Source organism: Bradyrhizobium sp. KB893862 SZCCT0404 (genome assembly GCF_018130885.1).
In the GTDB taxonomy this organism is placed as follows: domain Bacteria; phylum Pseudomonadota; class Alphaproteobacteria; order Rhizobiales; family Xanthobacteraceae; genus Bradyrhizobium; species Bradyrhizobium stylosanthis.
The window spans coordinates 155,150-168,309 of the sequence record NZ_JAFCLT010000002.1 but is presented as its reverse complement, the minus strand read 5'-3'; the positions used below and the strand labels follow the sequence as shown (position 1 = coordinate 168,309).

Sequence of the window (13,160 nt, the reverse complement as noted above, 5' to 3'; positions counted from 1 at the left end):
CTTGAGCGACCAGGGAAATGGTTATAGAGGACTGCCTTTGGCGTCAAGGTACGCCCGCATAGGAGGATCGATGAAACGTTCAGGGAAAAGCGGTGACCTTGGGGTTATAATCCTCTGTGGCGGACAGGGTACGCGCCTGCGTGAGGAGACCGAGTTCAAACCGAAGCCGATGGTGGCCATCGGGGGGCGCCCGATCCTCTGGCACATCATGCGGATTTACAATCATTTTGGCTGCAATGATTTTCATCTTTGTTTGGGCTATAAGGCGGAGATCATTAAGAACTACTTCCTGAATTATCGATCGAACACCGGCAGCTACCGCGTCCACCTGGCCGACAATCACGTCGAACACCTCGGGCCACAGGAGCGGGTGGAGAATTGGCGGGTGTCCTTGATCGATACCGGTATCGAGACCTTGACGGGAACGCGCGTGAAGCGCGCGCTTACCCTTCTCGACGGCGAGCGCTTCTTTTTGACCTATGGCGACGGCGTGGCCGACATTGACGTTGATCGCCTGCTTGAGCATCATTTCGCCTCGGGCAGGCTAGTGACAGTCACAGCGGTTCGACCGTCTTCAAGGTTCGGCGAACTCGATCTTGAGGGGGACACGGTGCGGAGCTTCGTCGAGAAGCCGCAAGTGGGGTCAGGCTGGATCAACGGCGGCTTCATGGTTTTCGAGCGGGCAGCGTTCGAAATGCTCTCGAGTGATGGCAACGATCCTCTCGAAACGTCCGTGCTCGAAATACTGTCCCGGAAAAACCAGGTCAGCGTGTATCGGCACAGCGGTTTTTGGCAGTGCATGGACACGTTCCGCGAGATGCAGTTACTCGAACAGCTGTGGGCGGAAGATCGGGCCGCCTGGCGCATGTGGAAGTCATGACCGAAGCCAATGCGGTTCTGGATCGCCATTTCTGGGACGGGAAAAAGATTCTGCTGACGGGGCACACGGGCTTCAAGGGCGCGTGGATGAGCATGTTGCTCGGCAGCTTAGGAGCGCGCATTGCCGGGGTCTCGCTTGAGGCCGACAAGCCGAGCCTCTTTGAGCAGGCCGGGCTAGCTAAACGCATCGAAGCCCATTACGCGGCAGATTTGCGGGATTTGAAGCAGATCCAGGCCATCGTGGATGCGGAGCGGCCAGAAATCGTCATCCATCTCGCCGCCCAGTCGCTCGTCCGCTTTGCCTATCAATTCCCAGTCGCTACCTTCGATACGAATGTGATGGGTACCGTCAATTTGTTCGAAGCATTGCGTGAGCAGAGGTCGTTGCAAGCGATTCTGACCACCACCACTGACAAGGTTTATTACAACCAGGAGCTGGGGCGACAATTCGTTGAAAGTGATCGCCTGGGCGGCCACGATCCCTATAGCGCGAGTAAGGCTGCCACCGAGGCGGTGATCGCCGCCTATCGCGCCTCTTATCAGCAGTCTAATGGTGTGATTTCACTGGTGGCGCGGGCTGGCAATATCGTCGGTGGTGGCGACTGGGCCCAGGACCGCCTGATCCCGGATGCCGTCCGCGCCGCATTTAGCCAAACTCCATTGAGCGTTCGAAGCCCGTCATCGACCCGGCCCTGGCAGTTTGTGCTCGATGCTCTGGTCGGCTATCTGATGTTGATCGAACGTTGCATCCGACAAAAGCAGTTGTTCGCTGATCCCAACGAAGCCGCGTACAATTTCGGCCCGCTGCCCGATCAACCCAGCGCGGCGGTCTCAGAGGTCTGCAACTGGATCGCCGAGATCTGGCCCGAGCGCTTCAGCTGGAACGTCGTCGTCGCCGATAGTCCAATGAAAGAAAGCAAGCTCTTGCAGCTCGATTCCCGCAAAGCGGTCGGCGTTTTGGGATGGCGGCCTCGCATGTCCTCTCGCGAGGCGGTCGCCGAAAGCATATCGTGGTATAAAGCCTTCCATGCCGGCAATGACCCATTCGAGCTTTGCCAACAACAGATTGAGCATCGACTTGCCCCCGTCCGTAATCCGATCTAGCCACTGCCGCTCCTGCGGCGCGGAGCTGCGCCAGGAAATCATCGATTTCGGCGCTATGCCGATCTCGAATGCGCTACTGCGTCCGGAGGACGTCGCTTCGGGTGAAAAATTCTATCCGCTGCGAGTCATGGCTTGCGAGGCGTGCCACTTGGTTCAGCTCGCTGAAGACCTTCCGGCCGATACGCACTTTCACAGTGATTACGCCTATTTCTCGTCCTTCTCGAATTCATGGCTGGCGCATTGCGAGGCTTTCGTCGATCAGGCCATTCAACGCTTTTCGCTCCAGGAAGGAGATGTCGTCGCCGAAGTTGCATCCAATGACGGTTATCTGCTGAATTTCTTCAAGAAGCGGGGGATGCAGGTGTTGGGCGTCGAGCCTTCGGCGAACGTCGCGAACGCGGCGCGCCAGAAGGGTATCCCGACCGAGACCGCGTTCTTCGGATTGCAGACCGCCGAGCGACTCGCCGCCGGTGGGTTGAAACCCAAACTGATTGTAGCAAACAACGTATTTGCGCATGTCCCTGACCTGAACGACTTCGCCGCAGGCTTTGCCCGACTCATGCACGGCGAGAGTGTGCTGACGGTTGAGGTGCACTACTTTCTTTCGCTGATCAAGAATTCGCAGTTCGATTCATTTTACCACGAGCATTACAGCTATTATACCATTCGCGCCGCGGTTGAGCTTTTCAACCGGCACGGTCTTCGCGTCTATGATGTCGATTTTCTGCCGACGCACGGAGGCTCGATCCGTTTGTACATCTGCCGCGAGACGGCGTCATTTTTGCGGTCTCAACAGCTGTCCGATACGCTGTCGCGTGAGGACACCGATTTCTCTACGGCAATTTTGGAAGCAGCGGCCTTTCGAGATCGAATCGATCGCATCGGCGACGATCTACGCCGCTTCCTTATCGAGGCGCGTCGCTCAGGGCGCAAGGTTGCCGGATTCGGTGCCCCCGCAAAGGCGACCACGCTGCTGAATCACGCGCGCATTACCAGACATCTGCTGCCCTTCACTGTCGATAGCAATCCCGCCAAGCAGGAACTGCTGATCCCGGGCGTCCATGTGCCGGTTTTTGCGCCGACTATTCTCGACAGTGAACGCCCGGACTTCGTGCTGGTGCTGCCATGGAATCTTCGAGAAGAACTATTGCGGCTGTTTGCGGCGCGTCGTGAGAACGGCACGAAAATCGTGTTTGCCGTACCTGAGCTTGAGATCGTTTAGCGATGGCTGGATCAAACGAGACAATCCAGGTCTATATTCCAGTCTACAACGATATTCGGTTCCTGCCTGACGCCGTTGCATCTGTGCTTATGCAGCAGGATGTCGACGTTGAGGTGATTGTCAGCGATAACGCAAGCAATGACGGAACTTCGGAATGGCTAAAAAACGCAGCCTTGACCGAGCCTCGCCTCGTGGTTCATCGCAATCGCGAGAACCAGGGGATGATGAACAATATCAATCGCCTTAGCGAGTTAGTTACGGCTGACTACTATATGTTCCTTTGCAGTGATGATCGCCTCGGCGCGCCCGATGCACTGAGCAGCGCGTTGAAGGTGATGATTGATGCGCCTGACGTCGTGTCGGTGTATTGTGATATGCTTTACATAGACGGACGGGGCAGGTCGTTGGCAGCACGCCGCTTCGACCGCGTAGGTCGCTTCGACACAGCTGCCACGCTCAAGGCCTCGATTATTTCGGGTAGAAATCTATTCGGTATTCCGCTGCTGCACCGCCGGTCGGCGGGAGCCTCCATCGCCTATCCCGACGAGTTCAGCTACCTCGCCGATGTGTATCACTCGGCCAAATGCGCTGAGCATGGTTCACTGTTTCATCTGCCGCGGCAGCTCATCCACAATCGATATTCAGGGGGCAATGCCACCGGCAAGCTTTATCATTTGAGCTTGCTGCAGTTCAATGCATTGGCCGACGACTTCGGTATCAAGTTGTCACGGACTGAGCGAATGCTGCAACGGCTGCAAACCCACAAGACCGTGCTGAGCAAGGCAGCGTTTATGCGCTACGCCGGCTGGCGGTCGCGGCGAAGATGAAGAATGGGTTCGCGAGCGTGCTGCTAACTCGACGATTGTTCGAGACGCCAGTCTCGAAGCTTGGCGCAGACGAATTGCCCGGCGCGCCGACCTCGAGTCCCATCTACTTTGCCGCTATTTTCGGATGGACCATGTCGGCGGTTTCGGCAGTCATATGCGCCGTCGTGCGCATGCCGCTGGGCAGCCCTCATTGGTTCGCCTTTATCAAGGCGTTCCTGTTGGCTGCCGCGATCATATCCTGCGCAACCGTCCTGACCGTAAGATGCGTTGAACAGCGGCGCAGTGGTTATGCTCCGGTGCTCCTGTCCATGCTCGCGGTGATGTTCCTCCCGTGTTTTGCCTGGCTGATCGGGGCGGCCGCGACGGACATTGTCGCCTATCCCTTGTTGTTTGGATTGATAGCAATCGGGGTACGTCAGGTCGTGGCTGCCCGCGATATGCCGGGCAGTCGATTTATGTTGGCGCTGACATGCGGATGCGCCGCCGGCGTCGGTTATTTCTTCGTGGTGAATTCAAAAGGCTATGCGACTGTTCTCACGCCAGAGCAGGCCGTGGTCGGTACTCAACATCTTGACACGCTCTTCCATGCTGCCATCGCCAACATGCTGCTCAAGTATGGCGCTCTAAGCTTCGGACTCGATGGGCTAACTCCGATCAAATACCACGTGCTCTCACACATATGGCTGGGCTGTCTCGGAATCTGGCTTCGGGTCCCCACGCTCGACGCTTACTACATTGGCGCTCAGATCGTTGCTATTCCAATGTTGTTTTTCAGTCTGGCGTCATCGGTCCACTTGCTGCGGCCGCTGAAAGCGGGATCGGGCGATGACGCAGTCGTCACACTGTTTCCACTTTTGCTTTTATTCGTTGCTGACCTTTGGGGATATACTTCTTATCTCGTCTCGGAGTCTTACATTCTATCGATCATCCTGCTTTTGCTCGCGTTGCCGTTGTTGGCAGAAATTGCTGCAGACGAGTTTCGGTTGCGTCCTAGCTTGCAGATCGCGGCGCTAGTCATTACCGGAATTTTGATCCAGCTCTCAAAAGTTTCCGTGGGTGTGATATTTTGGGGCGCTGCCGGCTTCCTGCTCTGGCGACAGCAGGGATTGACGCTGCCGAACCTGATCAAGCTGGCGCTGCCAATTCTCCTGTTCGTCGCGCCGCTGGCCGCGATCTTTTCGCCGGATGCAGGCTCATATTCTCGCGGGTTGAGCCCCTTTCGTTTCGTCGTGGATTATCCTCGGGCCGCATGGCCGAACATCGCGGCACATCTCGTGCTGCTATGTGCTGCAGCGAAGGTATGGCTATCTGGCTCCGCGCGCGATCGGAAAGTCGCCGAGACGTTTGTTATCATCGTAGCCGGTTGTCTTCTGCCGGCCTTGCTGCTCGACATCTACGATACAGCATACTATTTCATGAATGTCGGGACGTGGGGTTGCATCGTGTTTATAAGCGCCTACGGCCTGGCCGTTCTCGGAGAAGGAGGTCTTCGCTGGTTGACGCCTGGCGTTGTCATTCTGGCTATCGCTCTCGTGGCGCTGGCCACGGACGAAAAGAGGAGCAGCCTCAAGAAAGTTGCACTCCAGTTCGATGACCTTCAGACGCGGGTGCGCACGCTGAACCAAGAAGGTGTTGTTCGAGACACAAGGACAAGTCAAAGGCTTCTCGAGCTCCTCGCCCCTGGCAATGCAGTTCGCGCGGCGTTGGCAGACGACGTCAAGCGAACTTCCGGAGCCGAGGCAAAGCAAACATTATTGTCCCTAGGACTGGCGCAGGATCGCCACTCCGCCGTGTTCGTTCCTCCCGACAATTCGGTATTTTGGAGCACTTATGAGGATTGCCGCGGAGATCCCTTTTTTGTTTCGGCGATAATCGGCGTGCCGCTGCTAAAGGGTCTCACGCCATCTGCGCTCAAATGCGGCCTGTATTCTCCTCCCGTCTATGCGCCTGATGCTAGCTCTGCTCCAACGACGGACATACAGCTCTGCCTGAGGGCTGCTAGATCGAGCTTGACGACGGTATTCGTCCTGGAGACTCCGACCATCGTGCGCAAGATCGATTGTCCTCTTAAGTGACGCCAGTTGTTTCGGCATCGAAAACGGCCAGGTCCTCCGGGCCTCGATCGTATCGCGCCGTCACAGCGATCTGCAATTTACATTGCACCAGTTCTTCTAAAAGGCCAGCCGGAGCTATTCACGAATGTATGTGATTGGGATCAGCTCCGGCATCAAGCACGGCCGTCACGACCGTCCTGCTCCGCGACGAAGGGTTGATCGCGGGCGCTGAGGGGGGGCGATTCACGCTGGCCCAGCACGCGCGGAGCGATTTGCCGCGCGGCGCGAGCGGCTTCTGTCTCGATCAGGTCGGCACTAAGCCCGAGGATCGAGCTTTATGGCCATCAGCTCTGTCACGCGGCGAGCTCGTTCTGTGGCTCCCGTTTTTCAGAACCGACAGTCGCCTGCTTCGATTTTCTCCGGCGATTCTAGTTCCGGACTGGTCACGTATGCGCGCGGCAATGAGTTCGCGCTGACGCGGTTCAGCCAGCACAACGGCTTGGGTCTCGATTGCGGGATGCTGACCCAGTATCTCGGGTATCAAATGACCAATGACGAGTAGCATGCCTGCATCTGAAGTGATGTAGGAGCGCGCTGACCCGCTTGCCGGCACGGATTCCAGTTTTTCCCGCCGGGTTGCGCACCGAGGCCGTGAAAGTGCAAGACAAAAATCGCCTGTTTACTGGATAATGGCAGACGGGCAAATAGTAGGCATGCAAACCAATCGACTCAATCATCATGCCGTCCTGCTCCTAGTTTGCCTGATCGTCCTGATCAGCGTTTTTGCTAGCCGCCAGTTCGTGGATCTGTGGCACGGCCAAGTCGACACCGTGGGCCAGACCGAGTCGGTTTCACTCTCTCTGTATGGCCGTTTTCATGGCCTCGCCCTCGTGACGGACGCCTACTCGGGCGAGTTCCCGACCTACTATAACTTCCTATCCGACTGGCTGATTAATTCAGTTGCGTGGGCAACTGGCCTTCCAACGTATTCAGCTCAGGCCCTGATCTACGTTCCGTTTCTGATCGCATTCATGTTTCTTGGTACCTACTTGTCCGTCCGCGCCGTCGCGGGCAATCGCGAAGTAGCGTTGCTTTCGGCCGTTCTTGCCCTTGCCGCGGCTGAAACCCCGTTCGTTCACTATCTCTATCCTTTGTTTGAACCTATCTCGGGGCTGCATGCGCCCACCCAAACGTTGATACCGCCAGCGCAGGCGATCGGCATTGCCTCTTCGCAGGGCTTCGGTTGGGGCTGGTTTCTTCCTTCGCTCGCAGCGCTGTATTGTGCGAGACGGCAAGGCGGAGTGCTACTTACCTCGTTCGCAGGAGCGTTGCTTGGCGTATGCTGCCTGGCCCACACGCTGACCTTTCTGCAGGTCGCGACGACGGCAAGTGTCTATGTCGTCTCCGATACGATCGTAGCCCGTATCCGAGAGGGGCGAGCGATCGATGCCCTGTTGAGGATTGCGGCAATGCTAGTGCTTACAGTTGGTGTCGCGCTTGTGAGCCAGAGAACCGGCGTATCCATGCGTAATTTCGCGGTTTATTGGTTCTTTTGCTTCATCATCTCGCTGACGGACCTGAGAAGTCTGGGCTTTGCCACCGTTTATGGCTTTGCAGCCTTAGCCGTTGCGTCTCCCTATTTGCTTCAGGTATGGCAACTCGGGTTGCAGGGCAGTGCATTCCAATCCTACGATTCGCCTCTGCCAAAGACTGAGTTCGTTCTGTTCCATCTAGGCTACATCCTTTGTGCCCTGCTGGTTTTCCTGAACGCGTCACGGCTCAAGCGCTCCGACGCCTTGATCTGGATTGCAGTAATGTTGATCGTCTCGATCGGGATGGGTTACGGCAAGATCTTCGGGTTCCAGAGCCATGAATACCGTTTTCTGACTAACGCCATTCTCCCATTGGCGGTCGTCTCGGGTTTCATCATCATCATTCCGCTCTCAGCTAGCCGGACGATCGCGATCGTTGCGCTATTGCCCCTTTTGATGCTGGGCGTATTCCGCAATCTCTGGGCGACAACGGCTACACTGCCGGACTTTGTTGACAGATCAGTAGGCGCCTTCACATATCTTGGTCGTGCAATTCCGTTACCAGAGGGAGCTTCGACGCTGCTGGACCGTCTTCGGACTCAAACAGCGGAATTACCGAAAGGGAGCCGAGTGCTGGTGCCACCGGAATACGAGTATCCGCAGCAAGCTTATAGGAACGGCTTGCTCCTCGCTGTTTCACGATATCCAAGCTTTATTCCCGACCCGCGATACATCATGTGGAGGGATCTCTATGCGGACCGAGTCGCCGTGTTCTGCAGCCTTTTCCCTGCCTATCAACATATCGACACGCACACGTCGCTGCGGTTGTGCGACGAAACGCCAAAGGAATTCGCGCCGAACCTGATCCTTGCTAATTCCGGGTTCGACGTACTTTCCCTTTACAAAATCAATTTGCTCGCATCCTTTCGTGGTCCGCAAGATAGCTACCTCGCTGAGCGCGCCTTGGCTCTCGGCATGACGCCGATCTATGACGCCGACGGTGGTATGCTTTGGCAAAGCTTGGCCAAGCCGGATCCGGATCGGCTCTTCTTTGGCGCGGCGTCCTACGCCGACCGCTTTCTGTCGATTCCGGTCGTCGCGCCGCAGGCCGGAAAATATCTCGTCGTTTTTGCTGGCAGGTCGATAGTCAGACGCGTTGAGCACATCCAGATCGGCTCCGCAGTTGTTGAGTCACGTCCACTGGGGGATGATGCGTTGGCGATAACGGCGGATTTGGAGGTGGGGGCGTCACAGCTCACTCTTGCCCTGACGCCCGACCCCCGTTTTCGCTTTGTTTTTCCAACGCCTATCAGGCAGATCATAGGAGTTCGGCGAGAAGTGGCGGCGAAATTCCTGGCGGGGCAACAGTTGGAAGATTTGTTGCGGTGACGAGCAAGCAAAAGGGTAGTGCAGGACCAATTTCAATTCTGTACTCTTTGGTACAGGCTTTTTTCGCCTGTTTTGCCTGTGTCGGTAAGCGCCTAGACGTCAGGAGTTTTATGGGCGCGAGTTTGGCGCGACCATGAGCGGGCTGGGCGTCGCCTTGTAAGTTGCAGATGACAGGCTGAACGCAATTGGCGATGTCGACGCGCGATGGCTTGCGTCGCGCTCCCCGCCTCTGCGGAAAATCACGAAGGGTAGTGCACTCAGGCTGGAGCGATGTTTCTAAGTTGCTGCGGCGCGTTCTCGCCCTCAAAGCGCAAGAATGTAAGCTTTCGAGAGCGACGCTGCGCTAAACCTAAACCATCCCACCGAAGTCGATGCCTTCCTTGGCGAGCTCCTCCGCTTCCTCTGCAGACGCAGCCGGCTTCGTATCAAGGTAGGGATGCTCGGAAGCCGGCAGAATGGTCCGGATGTTCCGACCATCTGCCCGCGTGATACGGGCAGTCCAGCGCTTATGGTCGTGCTCAACTCGCTGAATGTGGTACTGCTTGTACGTAATCATGACTCATAAACGCAACTGACTTGGGGCTGGCCATCATTCTAGCCAGAGCGATGCCTCCGCACAATAGATCTTAAAAATTTCCTTACGACCGCACGCCGACCGCGCCGGCGGCTTCCGCCGCTTCCAGAATCCTGTCGCTGTCCGACGAGACCGCCACGACGTCGACGCCGCGCGGCGATCACGGCCAGCGCCTTGCGCGCCATCAGATGTGTCCCTCGAGACGTTCGAGCGCGGTCCAGAAGCCTTCGCCCATGTTCTTGTGGCCCTGCCAGATTTCGGGAATGAAGGATGCGGTGGGCGCATGCTTGCGCAGCACCTTCCCGATCTCGTCGAAGTCGATCTCGCCTTCGCCGACCTGAAGGCCTTCGCCGTCGAGGCCCTTGGCGTCGCCGAAATGCAAATGCGCGGTGTGCGGCCCGAGCTGGGCAAGACCCTGCGCGAAGTCGAAGCCGAAATGGTTGGCGGCGAGCTTGGTGTGGGAGATGTCGACGCACATGCGCAAATCATGCTCGGCGCAGAATGCGGCCGACTCGTCCGGGAAGATGAAGATGTTCTGATGGCGCTGGCCGCCAAAATGCCAGGGGAAGGGCGCCATGGTCTGCGGCGTCAGCTCGACGCCGTCCATGTCGAGCTCCTTCAGGCTCTGCGCGAAAATGCGGTAGCGCTCGGCCTTTTCCTCCGGGGGCAGGGGCTCGTCCATGGTGAAGCCGCCGATATTGGCGACGATCGGCGGGCGCTTGGTCTTGGGAAAGAACTTCTTCAGGCCGCGGGTGATGTCGATCACCGCCTGCGTCTGCTCGAGCGAATAGCGGCGCAGCGCCTCGTCGGGCGTTGCGAGATCCATCAGCTTGGAGCCGGCGAACAGTTCCGGCGCGTGCACGACGAAGCCGAGATCGTAGGTGCCGGACAGATAGGCCGCCGGATCGCGCTCCATGTCGCTGTAGCTGAGATGGAATTCGATGATGTCTGGCTCGCAGATCTCGAGGAAGCGCTCGGTGTCGTGATAGCGCACCGGCACGCCCCACGGCCGGTCGAAGCGATAGCGTCGCGCCTTCGCCGCGCCCTCGTCGAGGTCGCTCTGGAAGAAATAGTCGTCGGCCGCCATCCTGCGCTTGATCGTCCTGCCGATGAGCGCCGGCATCTTCAGCGGCGACAGGCCCTGGCCCGGGCTCTTCACGGCGATGTCGTCGTCGGAGATGACGGTGCCGGCCTCCAAATCGCGCGCGGCGACCAGGCTTTTGGCGAGGTTTTCGCGGTTGATCAGTTCGCCCTGGCTGAGCGCGCGCTCGGCGAGCTTCTCGCCGCGCGCTGCTTCCACCTCGCGGATGCCGGCGACGAGGGTCTTGAACTCTCCCGGCTCCAGGCTCGCGGCATGGTCCGGGCCTTCCATCTCGCGGTCGAGCGTGATGTGGCGCTCGATCACGACGGCACCGAGCGCGACCGCCGCGGTCGACACCGCGGTGCCGCGCTCATGGCCGGAATAGCCGACGTGCGAATGGATTTCGCGCAGCGTCTCCATGAAGCGCAGGTGGATGTTGTGCAGCGCCGCTGGGTAGGTGCTCTGGCAATGCAGTAGCACGTAGCCGGCCTTGCGGTCGTCGAGGAATTTTGCCGCGGTCTTGATCTCGTCCGTCGTGCTCATGCCGGTCGAGACGATCAGCGTCTTGCCGGTCGCGGCCAGCTTCGCGAGCAGGGGAAGGTTGGTGAGGTCGGCGGAAGCGACCTTGTAGGCCTGCACCCCGAAACCCTCGAGCACTGCGACGCTCTTCGCGTCCCAGGGCGTGCAGAGATACTGAATGCCCTTCGAGGCGCAATAGTCGGCGATCTTCTTCTGCTGCTCCGTGGTCAGCTCGAAGCGGCGGAGCAGGTCGAGCGTGTACTCGACGGCAAGGTCGTCGTCCTTTCCGGAGAGCGAGGAGGCGCGATAGACCTCGTCCAGCTTGCGCATCTGGAACTTGGCACAATCCGCGCCGGCCGCAACCGCGGCGTCGACGAGCGCAATGGCGCGGTCGAAATCGCCGTTATGGTTGTTGCCGATCTCGGCGATGACGTAGCAAGGCTCGCCCTCGCCCAGGAGGCGGTTGCCGATACGGACCGGAGCTGGCTGTTTGGGCGGTGTCATCAACATTCTCGTCTCACATGCGTCAGGCGGATCGCGCCGGAAGGCGTGATTTCCACGTCCGCAATCCGTTCTCTTCGAACATGATGCGGGAGCAGCTATGCCCCTGCTGTTCCAGCGCCGCGATGAGCTGGTAGCGCTCGAACGGACGGACGAAGAACATGAAGTAGCCGCCGCCGCCGGCGCCCAGCAGCTTGCCGCCGACGGCGCCGTGCGATTTAGCGAAATCGTAGAGGGCGTCGAGCTCGCTTGAGGAGATCTTGGAGCTGAGCTTGCGCTTGGCGTGCCAGGCTTCGTCGATGAGGCGTCCGCAATCCTGCAGCCGGCCGCGCAGGAGATGCTTGCGGATCTCGCGCGTCACCTCCTTCTGCTTGGCGGCGGCGCTCACGGCGTCGATCGTCTCGTGCTGCGCCTTCTGGTCGCGATGGATCGCCCCGGAGTCGCGGCCCGCGCCGGTGTAGCAGAGCACCAGGCTCTCCTCGAGCTCGGCGATGATGTTGGGGTCGAGACGTAGCGGTACGATGGTGTTCTGGTCGGAGAAGAACTCCATGTGGTTGAAGCCGCCGAACACGGTGGCGTACTGATCCTGCCATCCGCCGGGAATGTTCAGCATCAACCGTTCCGCCTGGAACGCCATTTCCGCGATCTCGTGGCGATCCCACTGGTCGCTGCGGAATTCGTTGAAGCAGCCGATGATGGCGGAGGAAACCACCGCCGAGCCGCCGAGGCCGGAGCCGACGGGGAAGTCCGCGGAGACCTCGAGCTCGAAGCCGTAGGCCGGCTTAATCAGGCGCACCACCGACTTGATCAAGGCGAGATCGCCGCCGGTGCCGAGTTCGACGAGATTGTCGGCTTCGACCGTGCGGCGAAAATCGTGCGAATAGATCCGGATGCGGGGATCGCTCCGGCGCCGCAGCGTCGCATGCGCGTACATCTTGATAGTGGCGCTGATCACCGCGCCGCCGTCATTGGCCACGAAATAGTGCGTCAGATCGGTGCCGCCGCCGGAGAAGGAGATGCGGACCGGCGAGCGGGCGCGCGCGAAGACCTCGCTCTCCTCCGACAGGTTGAACAGCTCGCGGCTGAACACGTCGACCAGCCGGCCGTCGGTATCGAGGATGGGCACCACATGCACGCGCTGGTCGAGCAGCTTGAGGATCTGCTCCCGCGGTCCCCCCGCCTGCGCCCTGACGAAGTTGCGGTTGATGCAGGCTGCCACCTGGTCGTGGATGGTGAGGCCCGTCAGCATCCGCCGACGGATGTCGCCATCGGTCACCGCGCCGACGATTCGTCCATTCCCATCCTGTGCGAACAGGATGCCGAGCATGTTGGCGTTGAGGCGCCGGAAGGCTTCCTCAATCGTCTCCGTTTCGGCGATGGTGAGATGGCTCGTTTCTGCCAATGCTGTGGATCCAAAAAGGGGAAGGAATTTCAGGCCCTTAACCCCGCGCGAGCCGCCTTTTCGAGTCGTTAGATAC

At 58.8% G+C, this 13,160-nt stretch carries 9 protein-coding genes; 7 read left to right on the top strand and 2 right to left on the bottom strand.

Annotated elements, in window-relative coordinates; genetic code table 11:
• The first annotated feature begins 70 nt into the window (after nt 1-70).
• The 7 genes from rfbF (at nt 71) to JQ617_RS09575 (ending at nt 9,007) form a co-directional block, all read left to right on the top strand.
• Nucleotides 71-880 (top strand): glucose-1-phosphate cytidylyltransferase, encoded by an 810-nt coding sequence (rfbF, locus tag JQ617_RS09605; protein WP_212026113.1) that lies wholly within the window; start codon nt 71-73, stop codon nt 878-880.
• Nucleotides 877-1,983 (top strand): CDP-glucose 4,6-dehydratase, encoded by a 1,107-nt coding sequence (gene rfbG, locus JQ617_RS09600; protein ID WP_212026112.1) that lies wholly within the window; start codon nt 877-879, stop codon nt 1,981-1,983. The genes rfbF and rfbG overlap by 4 nt, the downstream gene beginning before the upstream one ends.
• Nucleotides 1,907-3,205: a class I SAM-dependent methyltransferase gene (locus JQ617_RS09595; RefSeq protein WP_212026111.1), complete on the top strand. Its 1,299-nt coding sequence runs from the start codon at nt 1,907-1,909 to the stop codon at nt 3,203-3,205. Before rfbG ends, JQ617_RS09595 begins: the two co-directional genes overlap by 77 nt.
• 2 nt (nt 3,206-3,207) lie before the next feature.
• Nucleotides 3,208-4,032 (top strand): glycosyltransferase family 2 protein, encoded by an 825-nt coding sequence (locus JQ617_RS09590; RefSeq protein WP_212026110.1) that lies wholly within the window; start codon nt 3,208-3,210, stop codon nt 4,030-4,032.
• Nucleotides 4,029-6,107 (top strand): hypothetical protein, encoded by a 2,079-nt coding sequence (locus JQ617_RS09585; protein ID WP_212026109.1) that lies wholly within the window; start codon nt 4,029-4,031, stop codon nt 6,105-6,107. Before JQ617_RS09590 ends, JQ617_RS09585 begins: the two co-directional genes overlap by 4 nt.
• Nucleotides 6,108-6,423: 316 nt before the next feature.
• Nucleotides 6,424-6,648: a hypothetical protein gene (locus JQ617_RS39930; protein WP_249156914.1), complete on the top strand. Its 225-nt coding sequence runs from the start codon at nt 6,424-6,426 to the stop codon at nt 6,646-6,648.
• Nucleotides 6,649-6,799: 151 nt separating this feature from the next.
• A complete protein-coding gene (locus JQ617_RS09575; protein ID WP_212026108.1) occupies nt 6,800-9,007 on the top strand; it encodes a hypothetical protein in 2,208 nt (735 codons plus the stop codon).
• Nucleotides 9,008-9,765: 758 nt separating this feature from the next.
• Here the strand turns inward: JQ617_RS09575 and JQ617_RS09570 are convergent.
• Both JQ617_RS09570 and JQ617_RS09565 read right to left on the bottom strand, forming a co-directional pair.
• Nucleotides 9,766-11,685, bottom strand: a complete 1,920-nt coding sequence (locus JQ617_RS09570; RefSeq protein ID WP_249156912.1) for an N-acetylneuraminate synthase family protein — start codon at nt 11,683-11,685, stop codon at nt 9,766-9,768.
• Nucleotides 11,686-11,707: 22 nt separating this feature from the next.
• Nucleotides 11,708-13,084, bottom strand: coding sequence for a GHMP family kinase ATP-binding protein (locus tag JQ617_RS09565; RefSeq protein WP_212026106.1), 1,377 nt, complete (start codon nt 13,082-13,084; stop codon nt 11,708-11,710).
• Between the last annotated feature and the right edge of the window lie 76 nt (nt 13,085-13,160).